The 17,911-nt window shown below is 67.5% G+C and carries 19 protein-coding genes; 13 read left to right on the top strand and 6 right to left on the bottom strand.

Annotation, left to right across the window (positions count from 1 at the left end; all coding sequences use genetic code 11):
• The first annotated feature begins 51 nt into the window (after positions 1-51).
• From uvrB to J2P76_RS06630, 11 genes are all read left to right on the top strand, one after another.
• Positions 52-2,079: an excinuclease ABC subunit UvrB gene (gene uvrB / locus J2P76_RS06680; protein ID WP_207405508.1), complete on the top strand. Its 2,028-nt coding sequence runs from the start codon at positions 52-54 to the stop codon at positions 2,077-2,079.
• Between the two features lie 216 nt (positions 2,080-2,295).
• A complete protein-coding gene (locus J2P76_RS06675; protein WP_207405506.1) occupies positions 2,296-2,787 on the top strand; it encodes a low molecular weight protein-tyrosine-phosphatase in 492 nt (163 codons plus the stop codon).
• A gap of 166 nt (positions 2,788-2,953) precedes the next feature.
• Positions 2,954-3,493: a Fe-S cluster assembly transcriptional regulator IscR gene (iscR, locus tag J2P76_RS06670; protein WP_207405504.1), complete on the top strand. Its 540-nt coding sequence runs from the start codon at positions 2,954-2,956 to the stop codon at positions 3,491-3,493.
• 16 nt (positions 3,494-3,509) lie between these two features.
• The gene (locus J2P76_RS06665; RefSeq protein ID WP_207405502.1) at positions 3,510-4,721 is read left to right on the top strand and encodes an IscS subfamily cysteine desulfurase; all 1,212 of its coding nucleotides are present in this window, start codon (positions 3,510-3,512) and stop codon (positions 4,719-4,721) included.
• A 31-nt stretch (positions 4,722-4,752) separates the two neighbouring features.
• On the top strand, positions 4,753-5,181 hold the full coding sequence (iscU, locus tag J2P76_RS06660) for a Fe-S cluster assembly scaffold IscU (RefSeq protein WP_207405500.1): 429 nt from the start codon (positions 4,753-4,755) through the stop codon (positions 5,179-5,181).
• A gap of 1 nt (position 5,182) precedes the next feature.
• On the top strand, positions 5,183-5,506 hold the full coding sequence (gene iscA / locus J2P76_RS06655; RefSeq protein WP_207405498.1) for an iron-sulfur cluster assembly protein IscA: 324 nt from the start codon (positions 5,183-5,185) through the stop codon (positions 5,504-5,506).
• A gap of 3 nt (positions 5,507-5,509) precedes the next feature.
• Positions 5,510-6,022 (top strand): Fe-S protein assembly co-chaperone HscB, encoded by a 513-nt coding sequence (hscB, locus tag J2P76_RS06650; protein ID WP_207405496.1) that lies wholly within the window; start codon positions 5,510-5,512, stop codon positions 6,020-6,022.
• A 58-nt stretch (positions 6,023-6,080) separates the two neighbouring features.
• On the top strand, positions 6,081-7,943 hold the full coding sequence (hscA, locus tag J2P76_RS06645; protein ID WP_207405494.1) for a Fe-S protein assembly chaperone HscA: 1,863 nt from the start codon (positions 6,081-6,083) through the stop codon (positions 7,941-7,943).
• 17 nt (positions 7,944-7,960) lie between these two features.
• Entirely contained in the window at positions 7,961-8,302 is a 342-nt protein-coding gene (gene fdx / locus J2P76_RS06640) for an ISC system 2Fe-2S type ferredoxin (protein ID WP_207405492.1), read from the top strand.
• Positions 8,302-8,496 carry a Fe-S cluster assembly protein IscX gene (iscX, locus tag J2P76_RS06635; protein ID WP_207405490.1) on the top strand — a complete coding sequence of 65 codons (195 nt, stop codon included), beginning with the start codon at positions 8,302-8,304 and terminating at the stop codon, positions 8,494-8,496. Before fdx ends, iscX begins: the two co-directional genes overlap by 1 nt.
• A 3-nt stretch (positions 8,497-8,499) precedes the next feature.
• On the top strand, positions 8,500-9,387 hold the full coding sequence (locus J2P76_RS06630) for a methylglyoxal synthase (RefSeq protein WP_207405488.1): 888 nt from the start codon (positions 8,500-8,502) through the stop codon (positions 9,385-9,387).
• Between the two features lie 19 nt (positions 9,388-9,406).
• On the opposite strand, the gene J2P76_RS06625 is transcribed toward J2P76_RS06630, so the two are convergent.
• The 6 genes from J2P76_RS06625 to J2P76_RS06600 all read right to left on the bottom strand — a co-directional run bounded on the left by J2P76_RS06625 (position 9,407) and on the right by J2P76_RS06600 (position 15,905).
• Complete coding sequence (locus J2P76_RS06625; RefSeq protein WP_207405486.1) at positions 9,407-9,715, bottom strand: hypothetical protein; 309 nt, start codon at positions 9,713-9,715, stop codon at positions 9,407-9,409.
• Positions 9,716-9,733: 18 nt separating this feature from the next.
• On the bottom strand, positions 9,734-11,254 hold the full coding sequence (gene lysS / locus J2P76_RS06620; RefSeq protein ID WP_207405484.1) for a lysine--tRNA ligase: 1,521 nt from the start codon (positions 11,252-11,254) through the stop codon (positions 9,734-9,736).
• A 6-nt stretch (positions 11,255-11,260) separates the two neighbouring features.
• Positions 11,261-12,016 carry an SDR family oxidoreductase gene (locus J2P76_RS06615; RefSeq protein WP_207405482.1) on the bottom strand — a complete coding sequence of 252 codons (756 nt, stop codon included), beginning with the start codon at positions 12,014-12,016 and terminating at the stop codon, positions 11,261-11,263.
• A gap of 52 nt (positions 12,017-12,068) precedes the next feature.
• A protein-coding gene (gene prfB, locus J2P76_RS06610; protein ID WP_207405481.1) for a peptide chain release factor 2 occupies positions 12,069-13,173 on the bottom strand; the annotation gives its coding sequence in 2 pieces (ribosomal slippage) (positions 12,069-13,091 and positions 13,093-13,173; 1,104 coding nt in all).
• Positions 13,174-13,221: 48 nt separating this feature from the next.
• The gene (gene recJ / locus J2P76_RS06605; RefSeq protein WP_207405478.1) at positions 13,222-14,922 is read right to left on the bottom strand and encodes a single-stranded-DNA-specific exonuclease RecJ; all 1,701 of its coding nucleotides are present in this window, start codon (positions 14,920-14,922) and stop codon (positions 13,222-13,224) included.
• Positions 14,904-15,905 carry a hypothetical protein gene (locus tag J2P76_RS06600; protein ID WP_431603380.1) on the bottom strand — a complete coding sequence of 334 codons (1,002 nt, stop codon included), beginning with the start codon at positions 15,903-15,905 and terminating at the stop codon, positions 14,904-14,906. The genes recJ and J2P76_RS06600 overlap by 19 nt, the downstream gene beginning before the upstream one ends.
• Positions 15,906-15,962: 57 nt before the next feature.
• On the opposite strand from J2P76_RS06600, the gene J2P76_RS06595 reads away from it, so the two are divergent.
• Both J2P76_RS06595 and J2P76_RS06590 read left to right on the top strand, forming a co-directional pair.
• Positions 15,963-17,195: a lipoprotein-releasing ABC transporter permease subunit gene (locus J2P76_RS06595; protein WP_242697492.1), complete on the top strand. Its 1,233-nt coding sequence runs from the start codon at positions 15,963-15,965 to the stop codon at positions 17,193-17,195.
• Complete coding sequence (locus J2P76_RS06590; protein WP_207405472.1) at positions 17,188-17,895, top strand: ABC transporter ATP-binding protein; 708 nt, start codon at positions 17,188-17,190, stop codon at positions 17,893-17,895. The genes J2P76_RS06595 and J2P76_RS06590 overlap by 8 nt, the downstream gene beginning before the upstream one ends.
• Positions 17,896-17,911: the final 16 nt, after the last annotated feature.

Below are 17,911 nucleotides of genomic sequence, written 5' to 3'. Positions count from 1 at the left end.
GCAGGGGGGCGTGCTGTGGATAATGGGGGGTTTACCCTGAGACAGTCTAGCATGACCGCTCCTGGATTCGTCGATTTTCCCGACAGCCCCTTTCACTTGTACCAGCCGTACCCGCCGGCGGGCGACCAGCCCACCGCCATCGAGGGCCTGGCCCAGGGCATGCGCGACGGCCTCATGTACCAGACTTTGCTGGGGGTGACGGGCTCGGGCAAAACTTACACCATGGCCAACATCATCGCCCGGCTGGGCCGGCCGGCCCTGGTGCTGGCGCCCAACAAGACGCTGGCGGCGCAGTTGTACGCGGAAATGCGCGAATTCTTTCCCAAGAACGCGGTCGAGTATTTCGTTTCTTACTACGACTACTACCAGCCCGAAGCCTACGTCCCCACCCGCGACCTGTTCATCGAGAAAGACTCGTCCATCAACGAGCACATCGAGCAGATGCGGCTGTCGGCCACCAAAAGCCTGCTCGAGCGCCGCGACACCATCATTGTGGGCACGGTGTCGTGCATCTACGGTATCGGCAACCCCGGCGATTACCATGCCATGGTGCTGATCCTGCGCGCGGGCGACCGTATTTCGCGGCGCGAGGTGCTGGCGCGGCTGGTGGCCATGCAGTACACGCGCAACGACGCCGATTTCGCCCGCGGCACGTTCCGGGTGCGCGGCGAAACGCTCGACATCTTCCCGGCCGAAAGCCCCGAGCTGGCACTGCGCCTGACACTGTTCGACGACGAAATCGAATCGCTCGAGCTGTTCGACCCGCTTACCGGCCGGGTCCGCCAGAAAGTGCCGCGCTTCACCGTCTATCCGGGGTCGCACTACGTCACCCCGCGCGACACCGTGCTGCGCGCCATCGAGACCATCAAGGAAGAACTGCGCGGCCGCCTGAAGCTGCTTACGGCCGAAGGCAAGCTGGTCGAGGCGCAGCGCCTCGAGCAGCGCACCCGCTTCGACCTCGAAATGCTGCAAGAGCTGGGCTTCTGCAAGGGCATCGAAAACTATTCGCGCCACCTGTCCGGCGCCGCGCCGGGCGAGCCGCCCCCCACGCTCATCGATTACCTGCCGGCCGACGCGCTGATGTTCATCGACGAAAGCCACGTCACAATGGGCCAGCTGGGCGGCATGTACCGCGGCGACCGGGCCCGCAAGGAAACCCTGGTGCAGTACGGCTTCCGGCTGCCGTCGGCGCTGGACAACCGGCCGCTGCGCCTCGAGGAATTCGAGGCGCGCATGCGCCAGTGCGTGTTCGTGTCGGCCACGCCGGCGGCCTATGAGCAAGAGCATTCCGACAACGTGGTCGAGCAGGTGGTGCGGCCCACCGGCCTGGTCGACCCGCAGGTCGAAGTGCGGCCGGCCCGCACGCAGGTCGATGACCTGCTGGGCGAGATCAAGCTGCGCGTGGCGGCCCAGGAACGTGTCCTGGTCACCACGCTGACCAAGCGCATGGCCGAAGACCTGACCGACTTCCTGGCCGAGCATGGCGTGCGGGTGCGCTACCTGCACTCCGACATCGACACGGTCGAACGCGTCGAGATCATCCGCGACCTGCGTCTGGGCACTTTCGATGTGCTGGTGGGCATCAACCTGCTGCGCGAAGGCCTGGATATCCCCGAAGTATCGCTGGTGGCCATTCTGGATGCCGACAAAGAAGGCTTCCTGCGTTCCGAGCGCAGCCTGATCCAGACCATCGGCCGGGCCGCGCGCAACCTGAACGGCCATGCCATTCTGTACGCCGACGCCATCACCGCCTCGATGCGGCGGGCCATGGACGAAACCGAAAGGCGGCGCAACAAGCAGCTGCAGTTCAATGCCGACCACGGCATTACCGCGCGCGGCGTCAACAAGGCGGTGCGCGAGCTCATCGACGGCATCGTCGCCCCGGCGCGCCACGATACTCTGGAATCCGCGATCGCCCCCGAGGTGCTGGCCGACGAAAAATCGGTGGCCCGCGAAATCCGCCGTCTGGAAAAGCTCATGACCGACCATGCCCGCAACCTGGAATTCGAGCAGGCCGCGGCGGCGCGCGATGCGCTCAACGCACTCAAGCAACGCGTGCTGCTGGACGGCGCGGCCTAGCGCGGGCAGGGGGCGAAACCGCCCGGGTGCTGCATTGCGGTCAAAGCGGCGGATTTGTTACCGCGTGGCCTTGAAATAGCTTATGTAGTACTTGCAATTATTGTCTTAAGCTATTGATTGAATAGACAAAAATAATCTTCACAAAACCGCTGCACACGCTTGCGCAATTGCAAAAAAAACTTGCTATATTCCGGGTTTTCCCTCAGACTTACACCCATGATGACCAAGGTACTTTTCGTTTGCATGGGTAATATCTGTCGCTCGCCAAGCGCGGAGGGCGTTTTTCGCCATTTGGTGAACGATGCCGGTTTGAGCGATGTCGTGCGCGTGGATTCCGCAGGCACGCATGCCTACCATATTGGTGAAGCGCCCGATGCTCGCGCCCAGGCCGCCGCCCGCAAGCGCGGCTACGAGATCAACCATTGCGAAGCCCGCCAGGTAACGGCCGACGACTTCCGCGAGTTCGATCTCATCCTGGCCATGGACTGGGACAACCTTTCCGCGCTGCAGCAACAATGCCCCAAGGCCTACCAGCACAAGCTGATGCTGCTGATGCGCTTTGCCAACGAATTCGAAGAAGCCACGGTGCCCGATCCCTACTACGGCGGCCCCGAAGGCTTCGGCAAGGTGCTCGACTACCTGGAAGACGCCTGTCAGGGTGTTCTTGAGCTGGTCCGCAAGCGGGCCACGCAGTACCAGGCGGCCTGATCCCGCCGGCCCCGGCCCGATCAGGCCTTGAAAAACCGCGCTACGGCGCGGTTTTTTGCGACTGCGATGGCTTAGCAATTTACTCGGGAATTTGCTATACTTGAGGCAATTACTCAGGTATTGGTTGCCCAGCCGGGTGGCCTGCCGGTTTTAACAGGAATCCACCATGCGGCTCACTACGAAAGGGCGGTTCGCGGTCACCGCGATGATCGACCTGGCCATGCGGCAGCACAGCGGTCCGGTGACTCTCGCGGCAATCAGCCAGCGTCAGAATATTTCGCTTTCTTACCTGGAGCAGCTGTTCGGCAAGCTGCGCCGGCACGAACTGGTCGACAGCGTGCGCGGCCCCGGCGGCGGCTACTCGCTGGCCCGGTTGGCCCGCAATGTCACGGTCGCCGACATCATCTTCGCGGTTGACGAACCCCTGGACGCCACCAATTGCGGCGGCAAGCACGATTGCACCAGCGGCAAAGACGGCAAGTCGGGCAAATGCATGACGCACGAGCTCTGGACCACCCTGAACCGCAAGATGGTCGATTACCTGGATTCCGTGTCCCTGCAAGATCTGGTCGACCAGCAGCGGCTGCGCCAGTTGCAGGAAGCCACCCAGGCGGCGCAGGGCTGCACCGCCGTGCGCGTGGAGCGGGGCGCTGCCGGCTCCCCCTCGGCCTCTACCCCGGCCATCGCCGCCGACGCCACCGTATAAGCAGGAGTAGCAACCCATGACCACCCGCCCGATCTATCTCGATTATTCCGCCACCACGCCAGTCGACCCGCGCGTGGTCGAGAAAATGGTGCCCTGGCTGTACGACAATTTCGGCAATCCCGCGTCGCGCAGCCATGCTTTCGGCTGGGAAGCCGAAGACGCCGTCGAGAATGCCCGCCAGGAAGTCGCCAAGCTGGTCAATGCCGACCCGCGCGAAATCATCTGGACCTCCGGCGCCACCGAATCCGACAACCTGGCCATCAAGGGCGCCGCCAATTTCTACGCCGAGCGCGGCAAGCACATCATCACGGTCAAGACCGAGCACAAGGCGGTGCTGGACACCTGTCGCGAGCTCGAGCGCCAGGGCTTCGAGGTGACCTATCTGGATGTACGCGACGACGGCCTGATCGACCTGGACGCCTTCAAGGCGGCGCTGCGCCCCGATACCATCCTGGTGTCGGTGATGCTGGTGAACAACGAAATCGGCGTCATCCAGGACGTCGAAACCCTGGGCGAAATCTGCCGCGAAAAAGGCATTGTGTTCCATGTCGACGCGGCGCAGGCCACGGGCAAGGTCGAGATCGACCTGCAGAAGCTCAAGGTCGACCTGATGTCGTTCTCGGCCCACAAGACGTACGGCCCCAAGGGTATCGGCGCGCTGTATGTGCGGCGCAAGCCGCGCGTGCGCATCGAGGCGCAGATGCACGGCGGCGGCCACGAGCGCGGCTTCCGTTCGGGCACGCTGGCCACGCACCAGATCGTCGGCATGGGCGAGGCCTTCCGGCTGGCCCGCGAAGAAATGGGCACCGAGAACGAGCGCATCCGCATGCTGCGCGACCGCCTGTGGGCGGGCCTGTCGCAAATCGAGGAAACCTACCTGAACGGCAGCCTTGAACAGCGCGTGCCGCACAACCTGAACGTCAGTTTCAACTACGTGGAAGGCGAATCGCTGATCATGGCCATCAAGGAACTGGCCGTTTCCAGCGGCTCGGCCTGCACTTCGGCCAGCCTCGAGCCTTCGTATGTGCTGCGCGCCCTGGGGCGCAACGACGAACTGGCGCACAGCTCCATCCGCTTTACCCTGGGCCGGTTCACCACCGAACAGGAAATCGACTTCACCATCGACTTGATCAAGAGCCGCGTGGGCAAACTGCGCGACATGTCGCCGCTGTGGGAAATGGCCCAGGCAGGCATCGACCTGAACACCGTGCAGTGGGCCGCCCACTGAGCGCCCGCGCGACCGACACAGGAGAAACATCATGGCATACAGCAACAAAGTTCTGGATCACTACGAAAACCCGCGCAACGTCGGCTCGTTCGACAAGGGCGACGAATCGGTGGGTACCGGCATGGTCGGCGCGCCGGCTTGCGGCGACGTGATGAAGCTGCAGATCAAGGTCAGCGAGTCGGGCGTCATCGAAGACGCGCGCTTCAAGACCTACGGCTGCGGCTCGGCCATCGCGTCGAGCTCGCTGGTTACCGAATGGGTCAAGGGCAAGACGCTGGACGAAGCGCTGAACATCCGCAATACCCAGATCGCCGAAGAACTGGCCCTGCCGCCCGTGAAAATCCACTGCTCGATCCTGGCCGAAGACGCCATCAAGGCGGCGGTGCAAGACTACAAGGACAAGCACGCGGCGCCGGCCGATGCCCAGGCCGAAACCGTGGCGGTCGCGGCGGCGAACTGATATGTCCGTTACCCTGACCCAACAGGCGGCTTCGCACATCGGACGCTACCTGCAAAAGCGCGGCAAGGGCGTGGGCCTGCGGCTGGGCGTGCGCACCACTGGATGCTCGGGCATGGCCTACAAGCTCGAGTACGTGGATGATCCCACGCCCGAAGACATGGTCTTCGAGAGCTTTGGCGTCAAGGTATTCGTAGACCCCAAGAGTTTCGCCTACCTGGACGGCACCGAGCTCGACTACGCGCGCGAAGGCCTGAACGAAGGTTTCAAGTTCCGCAACCCCAACGAAAAGGCGACCTGCGGCTGCGGCGAGTCGTTCACGGTGTAGGTTTTGGCCGCGGACGACCATTTCAGCCTGTTCGGCCTGCCCGCGCGGTTCGATATCGATGCCCAGGCGCTCGAACGCGCCTGGCGGGCCGTGGCGGCCCAGGTGCATCCCGACCGCTATGCCACCGCCAGCCCGGCCGAGCGCCGCGTCGCCATGCAATGGTCGGCGCGCGCCAACGAAGCCTACCGGCAGCTGCGCGACCCGCTGTTGCGGGCGCGCTATCTGTGCGAGCAGGCGGGGGTGGACTTGCAAACCGAAAGCAACACCGCCATGGAACCGGCTTTCCTGATGCAGCAGATGCAGTGGCGCGAAATGCTGGACGACGCGCGCGACGATGCCGCCGTGTTTGCCGAACTGCAGGCCGAGCTCGGCGACGCGCGCCGGCAGATGCACGACACCCTGACCACGCTGCTCGACCAGCGCCACGACTACGCCGCCGCCGGCAAGAAGGTGCGCGAATGGATGTTTGTCGAAAAACTGGCGCAAGAGCTGGCGGCTGCCAGCCCGGCCGGCTAGCCCGGCGCGCCAGCTCCATGCCGCGCCGCTACTCCGCTTTACGACCCGAAGCATAATCATGGCCTTATTGCAGATTTCCGAGCCCGGCGAATCGCCCGCGCCGCACCAGCGCAAGCTGGCGGTGGGCATCGACCTGGGCACGACCAATTCCCTGGTGGCCGCGGTGCGCAGCAGCACGCCGGAAGTGCTGCCCGATGCCGAGGGGCAGCCGCTGCTGCCGTCCGCGGTGCGTTATTTCGCAGACGGCAAGGTGGCCATCGGCCGGCAGGCGCTGGCGCAGCAGGCTGCCGACCCCTTCAATACCGTGGTGTCGGTCAAGCGCTTCATGGGGCGCTCGCTGGACGAGGCGCTTGCCAGCGGGGCGCCGTACGAGTTCGTCGATGCGCCCGGCATGGTGCGGCTGCGCACCGTGCAGGGCGAGCTCAGCCCGGTGGAAGTCTCGGCGCAGATCCTGGCGGTGCTGCGCCAGCGCGCCGAAGACGTGCTGGGCGACGATCTGGTCGGCGCCGTCATCACCGTGCCCGCCTATTTCGACGATGCGCAGCGCCAGGCCACGCGCGACGCCGCGCGGCTGGCGGGCCTGAATGTGCTGCGCCTGCTCAACGAGCCCACGGCCGCCGCCATTGCCTACGGGCTGGACCAGGCTGCCGAAGGCGTTTACGCCGTCTACGACCTGGGCGGCGGCACCTTCGACGTGTCCATCCTGCGCCTGACCAAGGGCGTGTTCGAGGTCGTCGCCACGGGCGGCGATACGGCGCTGGGCGGCGACGATTTCGACTGGGCCATCAGCGAATTCGCACGCGCCTCGCTGGGCGAGGCGCCGCTGGCGCCGGCCGACCGGCGCACGGTGCTGGTGGCGGCGCGTGCCGCCCGCGAAGCGCTGTCGCAGGCGCCTTCCGCGCCGCTGCGCGCCGCACTGCAGGATGGCCGCGAACTCGACCTGACCCTGACGCAGGCGCAATTCGAACAACTGGCCGAGCCGCTGGTGCGCCGCACCCTCGACCGGGCCCGGACCGCGCTGCGCGACGCCGGGCTGGCGATTGCCGACATCAACGGCGTGGTGATGGTGGGCGGCGCCACGCGCATGCCGGTGATCCGCCGGGCCGTGGGCGAGCTGTTCGGCACCGAGCCGCTGGTCGACCTGGACCCCGACCAGGTGGTGGCGCTGGGCGCCGCCTTGCAGGCCAACCTGCTGGCGGGCAATCGCCTGCCTGGCGAAGACTGGCTGCTGCTGGATGTCATTCCGCTATCGCTGGGCCTGGAAACCATGGGCGGGCTGGTCGAGCGCATCATTCCCCGCAACAGCACCATTCCGGTGGCGCGCGCGCAGGAGTTCACCACGTTCAAAGACGGCCAGGGCGCCATGAGCGTGCACGTGGTGCAGGGCGAGCGCGAGCTGGTGTCCGACTGCCGTTCGCTGGCGCGCTTCGAACTGCGCGGCATTCCACCAATGGTGGCGGGGGCGGCGCGCATCCGCGTGACTTTCCAGGTGGATGCCGACGGCCTGCTCAGCGTCACGGCCCGTGAACAAAGCACCGGCGTCGAGGCGGCCGTGTCGGTCAAGCCTTCGTACGGCCTGTCCGACGATGAAATCACGCGCATGCTGGCCGACAGCGTGGCGCAGGCCGACAGCGACGCGCGGGCCCGCATGCTGCGCGAGCAGCAGGTCGAGGCGCGCCAGCTGGTCGAATCGGTGCGCGCGGCGCTGGCGGCCGACGGCGACCTGCTCGACGCCGATGAGCGCCGCCTGGTCGACGAGCGCCTGCAGGCGGCCGCCGCCGCCCAGGACGCCGACGATACCGAGGCTGTGCACGCTGCCGTGCAGGCCCTGTCGGCGGCCACGGAAGACTTTGCCGCCCGGCGCATGGACCGCGGCATCCGCGCGGCCCTGGCCGGCCGTAAACTGGACGAAATCGCCTGATCGAACCGCCCGAAAGAATGCCCAAACTGACTGTACTGCCTCATCCGGACGTGTGCCCCGAAGGCGCCGTGATCGAAGACGCGCCGCGCGGAACATCCATCTGCCGCGTGCTGCTCGACAACCACATCGAGATCGAGCATGCCTGTGAACTGTCGTGCGCCTGCACGACCTGTCATGTCATCGTGCGCGAAGGCTTCAATTCGCTGGACGACGCCACCGACGACGAAGAAGACCTGCTGGACAAGGCCTGGGGCCTCAGCTCGACATCGCGCCTGTCGTGCCAGGCCCTGGTGGCCGATGCCGACCTGACCGTCGAGATTCCTAAGTACACCATCAACCACGCCAAAGAGGAACACTGATGAAGTGGGTCGACACATACGACATTGCCGCCGCGCTGGTCGATGCGCATCCTGACGTGGACCCGAACACAGTGCGCTTTATGCAATTGCGCGAGTGGGTCATTGCCTTGCCCGGCTTCGACGACGATCCCGCCCGCAGCGGAGAAAAAATCCTCGAGGCCATCCAGATGGCCTGGATCGACGAGGCGGCTTGAGCCATGGCCAGCTCCGCGCGCCTGCGCTTCGGCCTGGCGGCCAACCGCCTGCATCACGAAACGCCCGATGCGGTGCTGTTCGAGTGGCTGCGGGCCAGCTCTCCGGCAATCCGCGAACTGGGCATCCAGCTGCATACGGTGGGGCGCACCCATGACGCCATCGTGCGCGAGGGCATGCTGCAGGGCTATCCGGGCCTGATTCGCTATCCGTATGGCCGCGAAGGCGGCCTGATGAAGCTGGTGGCGCGGGTCACCGAGGGTCGTGACGGCGACGCGCCGTTCGATGGCGCCATCTACCTGATCGATCCGGTCGATCCGTCGTCCATATTTCCCGAGGCACTGGCGCTGAAGCGCCAGTGCATAACGCACGGGCGCCCCTTTATTTCGACGCTGGCGGGCGCCATCGAATGGATGGAAGTCGAGCGGTTGCATGCCAGGCTGGCGCCCGATGCGTCGGTGGCGCGTCTGTTCGATTTCGACCGCCAGACCCTGGCGCTGATTTCGCACGACGCGCTCAAAGACCAGATGGTGGCGTTCGCGTCCGATCACTTCGACCTGCTGTCGCAGTTTGCGCGGCGCGTGGCCACCGGCACCACCGGCGCGCGCCTGAACGAGATGGCCTGGTCGCGCGGCTGGCCGGCAGGCCAGCCCTGGGTGCAGCGCTACCTGAGCGGGCCGCTGGGCGGCGACGCCCAGATCGCCGAACTGGTGCTGGAACATCAATGCCAGCGGGTGATCTTCTTTGAAGATCCGCATGTGGCGCGCCAGCACGAAGCCGATATCCAGCTGCTCGAGCGCGCGGTGCGGGTGGTGACCAGATCGGCGGTGTGCGCCACGTCGCCGTCGGTGGCAAGGCGCTGGGCCCAGGCCATGGAGTTGCGCGGCGCTTGAGGCGCCCGCGGCCGCGCGCTCAGCGCGGCCGTTTCATCAGCGCGGCGATCGCGCACACAATCGACAATACCAGCAACAGGCCGGCGATGCGCAGCAGGCCGGTGCCGCCCAGCACGTCGCCGGCGCCCGCGACCGCGCCCGATATGCCGCCCAGCCAGAGCAGGGCGCAGAACAGCGCCAGGATGAACAGCAGCACGCCGGCGCAGGCCAGCAGCGTGACGGTCAGCCTGCCGGCCCGCGCCGGCGCCGGCACCGCGCGGCGCTTGGGCAGCACCACGTACATCAGCAGCACGATGAAGACGACGATGACCAGCAGCTTGACGAGCATCGTGGCCGGCCTCGTGTGTCAGTCTTCGCGCCGCAGGTGCGGGAACAGGATGACGTCGCGGATGCTGGGGCTGTCGGTCAGCAGCATGACCAGGCGATCGATGCCGATGCCGCAACCGCCGGTGGGCGGCATGCCGTATTCAAGGGCGCGGATGTAGTCGGCGTCGAAATACATGGCTTCTTCGTCGCCGGCGTCCTTGGCCTCGACCTGGGCGCGGAAGCGCTCGGCCTGGTCTTCGGGGTCGTTCAGCTCGGAGAAGCCGTTGGCGATTTCACGGCCGGTCATGAAGAGCTCGAAGCGCTCGGTGATGCCGGGGCGCGTGTCCGAGGCGCGGGCCAGCGGCGAGACCTCGACCGGGTAATCGATGATGTAGGTGGGGTTCCAGAGCCGGGCTTCGGCGGTTTCTTCGAACAGGGCAAGCTGCAGGGCGCCCAGGCCGGCGCGCGCCAGCACCGGACCGGCGACGTCGGCGCCCAGCTTCTTCAGCTCGGCGCGCACGAAATCGGCGTCGTCGAGCTGGGCCTGGGTATAGCCCGGGGCGTATTTCAGGATGGCTTCGCAGATGGTCAGGCGATCGAACGGCCGCGACAGGTCGAGTTCGCGTTCCTGGTAGGTGAGCACCGCGCTGCCGGTGGCGGCAATGGCCGCCTGGCGCAGGACGTGTTCGGTGAAGTCCATCAGCCAGCGGTAGTCCGCGTAGGCTGCGTAGAACTCCATCATGGTGAATTCGGGGTTGTGCCGCGGGCTGACGCCTTCGTTGCGGAAGTTGCGGTTGATCTCGAAGACGCGCTCGAACCCGCCCACGATCAGCCGCTTCAGGTAGAGCTCGGGAGCGATGCGCAGGAACATTTCCATGTCGAGCGCATTGTGGTGCGTGACGAACGGCTTGGCCGCAGCGCCGCCCGGAATGGGGTGCAGCATGGGCGTTTCGACTTCGAGGAAGCCGGCGTCGAGCATGACCTGGCGGATGCTGCCCACGGCCTTGCTGCGCGCCTCGAAGGTGCGGCGCGTGGCCTCGGTCATGATGAGGTCGACGTAGCGTTGGCGGTAGCGCAGTTCCTGGTCGGCCACGCCGTGGAACTTGTCGGGCAGGGGGCGCAGCGACTTCGACAGCAGGCGCGCCGTGGCGGCGTGCACCGAGAGCTCGCCTTTGTTGGTCTTGAATACCGACCCCTCGATGGCGATGATGTCGCCGATGTCCCACTGCTTGAACGCGGCATAGGCCTCGTCGCCCAGGGTGCCGCGGTCGAGGTAGATCTGGATGCGGCCGCTGCCGTCTTGCACGGTGGCGAAGCTGGCCTTGCCCATCACGCGCTTGAGCATCATGCGGCCCGCGACTTTGACCTGCGCGCCGGCGGCGGCCAGGGCTTCCTGGTCTTGTTCGCCATATTGGCGATGCAGGTCGGCGGCGTGCGCATCCGGGACGAAGTCGTTGGGATACGCAACGCCGGCTTCGCGCAGTTTGGACAGCTTGGCGCGCCGTTCGGCGATCAAGCGGTTTTCATCCTGGGCGGCCGGGGCGGGCGAGTGGTCGGTCATGGTGGGTCAGTCGTAATTGCGGATGTCGTCGATTTCGGTGGTGCCGAAGTCGTCGCGGTCGAGGTAGGACAGGATGCGGGCCGCCACGGCGGCGGGCGCGGCCAGTTTGCCGGTGGCGTGAAATTCCTGGAATTTGGCCAGCGCGGGGAAGCTGGCCGGGTCGCTGGCGCGGATGGTTTCCTGCATGCCGGTGTCGACGATGCCGGGCGCCAGGGCCACGGCGCGCACGCCGGCGGCGCCCTGTTCCTGGTTGAACACGCGGGTATACATGTCGAGCGCGGCCTTGGTGGCGCAGTACACGCCCCAGCCGGCATTGGGATTGCGGCCGGCGCCCGACGAGATGTTCAGCACCCGGCGTTCGGCTTGCAGGCCCTGGACGGCCGCCGCGAAATGCGCGGTGAGCAGCATGACGGCGGACACATTCAGGTTGAACGCCGCGGCGATGGCGGGGCCGTCGGCCAGCGCCTGGGCGGCGGCCACGGGCTGCACGGTGCCGGCGTTGTTGATCAGCAGGTAGCGGCGGGCGTCGCGCGGCAGGGCCGCGCCGATGCGCTGGGCCACCTGCGCCGCCGCCTGCAGGTCGGACAGGTCGACCTGGATCTGCTCCAGCTCGGCGCCCTGGGCCTGGGCGTGCGCGGCCAGATCCGGGTCGGCGCGGCGGGCCAGGGTGACCAGCCGGGTGCCGGGCCGGGCCAGGCCGCGGGCCAGCGCCGCGCCAATGCCGCGCGAGGCGCCGGTGAGGATTGCGATCGTGTCGGTCATGCGCTTGCCTCTTCAGGTTCAAGTGAGGGCGCCGGCAGGGGCGCCCGCGGGATCACACGCCTTGCTTCAGGCTGGCCTGGATGAAGGAATCCAGGTCGCCGTCGAGGACCTTCTGGGTATTGGAGATTTCGACGTTGGTGCGCAGGTCTTTGATGCGGCTCTGGTCGAGCACGTATGAGCGGATCTGGTGGCCCCAGCCCACGTCGGTCTTGGAGTCTTCGAGTTTCTGCTGTTCGGCCATGCGGTTGCGCATTTCGAGCTCGTACAGCTTGGACTTCAGCATTTGCATCGCCTCGGCGCGGTTGCGGTGCTGGGAGCGGTCGTTCTGGCACTGCACCACGATGCCGGTGGGCAGGTGGGTCAGGCGCACGGCCGAGTCGGTCTTGTTGATGTGCTGCCCGCCCGCGCCGCTGGCGCGGTAGGTGTCGACCCGCAGGTCGGCCGGGTTGACCTCGATTTCGAACGAGTCGTCGACTTCGGGATACACGAACACGCTGGCGAACGAGGTGTGCCGCCCGCCGGAGGAGTCGAACGGGCTCTTGCGCACCAGGCGGTGCACGCCGGTTTCGGTGCGCAGGTAGCCGAAGGCGTAGTCGCCTTCGAGCTTGATGGTGGCCGACTTGATGCCCGCCACTTCGCCTTCGGATTCTTCCAGGACTTCGGCCTTGAAACCCTTGCGCTCGGCGTACTTCAGGTATTGCCGCAACAGCATCGACGCCCAGTCTTGCGCTTCGGTGCCGCCGGCGCCGGCCTGGATGTCGAGGAAGCAGTTCAGCGGATCGGCCGGGTTGGAGAACATCCGGCGGAATTCCAGGCCTTCGAGCTGCTGCTGGAAGCCGTCGGCGTCGCCTTCGATGGATTCGAGGGTGGCGTCGTCGTCATCGGCCGACGCCAGCTCGAACAGTTCGAGCGAGTCGGCCACGCCGCTGTGCAGCGCGGTTAGCGTGGTGACGACGTCTTCGAGGGATTTTTTTTCACGGCCCAGGTCTTGGGCGTGCTTGGGGTCGTTCCAGACGGCCGGGTCTTCGAGCTCGGCGTTGACGACCTGCAGGCGTTCGGCCTTCAGATCGTAGTCAAAGATACCCCCGTAGCGCCTGCTCGCGCTGCGCGTAGTCGGCAAGGCGGGCGGCGAGCTGGTTCTGGCGTTCGGCTTCCATGGTGCTTCCTGGTGGCTATTAGTGCGAAACCCGGCATTTTAGCGTGGATTACGCGGCGTGCTCGATGACGAGCTGGGCCGACACCATGCCGTTCCAGACATTGGGCTCGAGCCGGTAGGCGGCCTGGATGTGCTCGGGCAGCGATTGGTCGTGGCCGAACCAGATGGCGTCGAAGCGCTGGTGGCCGCGCTCCAGCGACAGCTTGAGGTGTTTTTCGCCCACCAGGCGCTGGCTGCGCACGATGAATTCATCCAGGAACAGCGGTGCGGCGAAGCCCGCGCCCCAGACCTGCTGCTGCAGCAGGGTGGCCACGTCGGCGTTGGCATAGCCCGATTCCAGCGAGCCGTCGGTTTCCAGCAGCGGTTCGAACCGGTCGCGGCCGGTGAGCTCGCGCACGGCCGCGTCGAAGGCCGGCCCGAAGACGGGGAAGTCGTCGCGTCCCAGCGTCAGGCCGGCCGCCATGGCATGGCCGCCGAACTTGCGGATCAGGCCCGGGTGGCGCTTGGACACCAGATCGAGCACATCGCGCAAGTGCACGTCGGGAATCGACCGGCCCGAGCCGCGGATTTCGTCGTCGCCGGCCGGCGCGAAGGCCAGGGTGGGGCGCCAGTACTTTTCTTTCAGGCGCGAGGCCACCAGGCCGACCACGCCCTGGTGCCAGCCCGGGTCGAATACGCAGACCGTCGCGCCGTCCGCGCTGCCGGCCGCTTCCATGGCGGCCATGGCCTGCTCGCGCATCTCGGCTTCGATGCCGCGCCGCTCGCGGTTGATCTGGTCGAGCTGGCGGGCCATGTCGAGGGCCTGCGCCTCGTCGTCGGTGGTCAGGCAGGCGATGCCCAGGCTCATGTCGGCCAGCCGGCCGGCCGCGTTGATGCGCGGCCCCAGCGCGAAGCCGAGGTCGAAGCCGCAGGCGCTGCGCGGCTCGCGCGCAGCCACGGCGAACAAAGCCCGCAGGCCCGGCTGCATGCGGCCGGTGCGCATGCGCTGCAGGCCCTGGGTGACCAGCAGCCGGTTGTTGGCATCGAGCTTGACCACGTCGGCCACGGTGCCCAGCGCGACCAGGTCGGACAGTGCGTCCAGGCGCGGCCCGCCGTCGGGCGCGTAAGTGCCGCGGCGGCGCAGCTCGGCGCGCAGGGCCAGCATCAGGTAGAAAATGACGCCCACGCCGGCCAGGTTCTTGGACGGGAAGCCGCAGCCCGGCTGGTTCGGATTGACGATGGCGAGCGCGTCGGGCAGCGTGTCGCCGGGCAGGTGGTGATCGGTGACCACCACGCCGATGCCGGCCGCATTGGCGGCGGCCACGCCTTCGACGCTGGCGATGCCGTTGTCCACGGTAATGATCAGGTCGGGCTTGCCGGCGTGGTGGGCGCAGGCCAGGTCGACCACGGCGGGCGACAGCCCATAGCCGGTTTCGAAGCGGTTGGGCACCAGGAAATCGACGTCGGCGCCGAAGGCGCGCAGCGCCCGCAGGCCCACGGCGCAGGCGGTGGCGCCGTCGCAATCGTAGTCGGCCACGATCAGCAGCCGCTTGCCCTGGGCGATGGCGTCGGCCAGGATGCCGGCGGCATGGTCGACGTGCGTCAGCCCGGCCGGCGGCAGCAGCGCGGGCCAGGCCAGGCGGGTCTGGTCGGGGTGCGTGACGCCGCGCGCGGCCCACAGCCGGGCCAGCAGCGGGTGGATGCCCGCGGCTTCCAGGATGCGGCGCGCATCGGAGTTGGTCGTACGGACTGTCAGACGGGGCGAGACCACCAGGTATTCCAGTTTTTCTTGGGCGCGGGCAGCCAGGCCAGCAGGCGGCCGCGCGGTTGCAGGGACAGCGTGGCGCGCCGGTCGGCGCCCAGCAGGATCAATTGCACGGGCTGGCTGGGCAGCCGCGCAGAGGGCGCCAGCAGCGGCCGCAGATGGCGCTGTTCGAGGCCGGCCAGGGCGTCGAGCCAGGCTGCCCAATCGCCGGCGCGGTGCGGCGCGTCGAGTTCGTCGGCCACCCGGGCGGGCTGGGCGGGCCGGGCCGGCCAGCCCGCCGCGCCGCCATAGAGCCACAGGGCGTTGACCGGGGCTGCGCCGCGCGCGGCGCGGGCCTCGTTGGCCGGGTGTTCGTGCCAGGCCATCTGGATTTCATTGAGCAGGCGGCGCCATGGGCGCATGGCGGGGTCCTGGCTCCACCAGTCGCGCAGCGGCTGGCCCGCCACGGCGGCGGGGCTGGCCGTGGGGGGCGCCAGCCCCTCGGGCAGGCGCAGCCGCCAGCGCCGCGGCGACAGGGGCTGCACGGCGAAACCGGCCGACTCGATGCTGGGCCGCGCGGTCTGCACCAGCGCGTCGGCTTCTTCGGCGCGCATGTCCATGTGTTCGGGATCGAGCAGGGTGGCCTGGTCGGTGCCCAGCGCCAGGTGGGCCAGTTCGGCCAGCCAGACCGGCTGGCCGTCGGCCGCGGCCGGGCCGGCGCGCAACGGGCCCAGGCCGGCGCCGACAGGCGTGCCCGCGGCGGGATGGTAGCCGGCCTGCGCCAGCTGCCAGGCCTCGAATGGCGTGCAGCCCTGGGCGCGCGCATCGAAGCCTTCCACCCGGGCTGTGGCGGCCTGCAGCCATTCGTGCAGCAGCGGCGCGCGCTGCGGCAGCAGCCGCGCCAGTTCGGCGGCGACAGGCAGGGGCGGCAAGGCGCCCGGGATGACGATGAGCATGGCGCCGATTGTAGTCTCAGGCTGCCGGCCGGATGGCGGGCCGGTTAATGCCATAATGCCTGGGTGCTGAAAATACCTTACGAACTCTGGATCGGCGCCCGCTATGCGGGCATGGCCCGCATCCGCCAGCGACGCGGCCGCCGCGACCGCTTCATTTCGTTCATTGCCGCCACCTCGATGGCGGGCATCGCGCTGGGCGTGGCGGCCCTGATCGTGGTGCTGTCGGTCATGAACGGTTTCCAGAAAGAAGTGCGCGACCGCATGCTGTCGGTGCTGCCGCACATCGAGCTGTACATTCCCGGCGCCGTGCCCGAGCGGGTGCTCGAACAGTGGCGGCAATTCGCCGACGCGGCCGAGCGCAATCCCGAAGTCAAGGGGGCCGCGCCTTTCGTGGCCGCCCAGGCCATGCTGGCGCGCGGCCAGGCGCTGCGGGGCGTGCAGGTGCGGGGCATCGATCCGGCCACCGAAGGCAAGGTATCCGATATTCCGCGCCAGATGACCACCGGCAAGCTGTCCGACCTGAAGCCGGGCGGCTTTGGCGTGGTGCTGGGCAGCGATCTGGCCGACGGGCTGGGCGTGCAGGTGGGCGACACGCTGCTGATGCTGGCCCCGCAGGGCTCCATCAGCCCGGCGGGCTTCACGCCGCGCATGCGGCAGTTCACGGTGGTGGGCACGTTCACGTCCGGCCACTACGAATACGATTCCAGCCTGGCGTTCGTCGACGCCCAGGATGCCGCGCGGGTATTCCGCGACAGCGGCACCGCTGGCGTGCGCCTGCGCGTACAGGACATGCAGCGCGCCCCGCAGGTGGCGGCCGAGCTGTCCAAGACGCTGCCGCCCTACGTAATGGCCAGCGACTGGTCGCGCAACAACCGCACCTGGTTCGCGGCGGTGCAAACTGAAAAACGCATGATGTTCCTGATCCTGGCGCTGATCGTGGCGGTGGCGGCGTTCAACCTGCTGTCGTCGCTGGTCATGGCCGTGAAAGACAAGCAGTCGGACATCGCCATCCTGCGCACGCTGGGCGCGGGCCCCGGCGAAGTGGCGCGCATTTTCCTGGTGCAGGGCGCGCTGATCGGGGTGGTGGGCACCGTGCTGGGCGTGCTGGGCGGGATGCTGATCGCCTATAACGTGGACGTCATCGTGCCGTTCATCGAAAGCCTGCTGGGCGTGCATTTCCTGCCGCGCGAGATCTACTTCATCAGCGAGCTGCCGTCGGATCCGCAGTCGGGCGACATCATTACCATCGGCGTGACCTCGCTGGTGCTGTCGCTGCTGGCCACTTTGTATCCCAGCTGGCGCGCCTCGCGCCTGCAACCCGCCCAGGTGCTGCGCCATGACTGATGCCCTGTCGACCCCGGCCGGCGCCACCGCGGCGCTGCAGGCCCGCAACCTGGTGAAAATCTATGATGAAGGCCCGGCGCGCATCCAGGTGCTGGACGACGTCAGCCTGACCGTCGAGCGCGGCGAGATGGTGGCCATCGTAGGGGCGTCGGGCTCGGGCAAGAGCACCCTGCTGCATATCCTGGGCCTGCTGGACGTGCCCAGCCAGGGCGAGGTCACGGTGGACGGCATCGCCGCCGCGGGCCTGTCCGAAGGCCAGAAAAGCGCCTTGCGCAATCGCAGCCTGGGCTTTGTCTACCAGTTCCATCATTTGCTGCCCGAATTCTCGGCGCTGGACAATGTCGCCATGCCGCTGATCGTGCGCCGCGAGCAGCGCGACACGGCGCGCGAGGCGGCGCGCAAGGTGCTGGCGCTGGTGGGCCTGGCCCAGCGCGAAGGGCATTTTCCCGGCCAGCTGTCGGGCGGCGAACGCCAGCGCGTGGCGCTGGCGCGCGCGCTGGTCACCCGGCCGGCCTGCGTGCTGGCCGACGAACCCACCGGCAACCTGGACCGCGGCACCGCGCACAAGATGTTCGAGCTGCTTACCCAGGTAAACCGCGAATCGGGCACGGCGTTTGCCATCGTTACCCACGATGCCGAACTGGCCGCGCTGGCCGACCGCCAACTGCTCATGGAACGCGGGCAACTGGTTTCGGGGTAGCGCCCCGGCGCCGCGG

It is taken from the genome of Bordetella petrii (assembly GCF_017356245.1).
GTDB classification, from domain to species: domain Bacteria; phylum Pseudomonadota; class Gammaproteobacteria; order Burkholderiales; family Burkholderiaceae_B; genus Bordetella_A; species Bordetella_A petrii_D.
The sequence above is the reverse complement of the archived record's forward strand: the minus strand, read 5'-3'. Positions and strand labels throughout refer to the sequence as shown.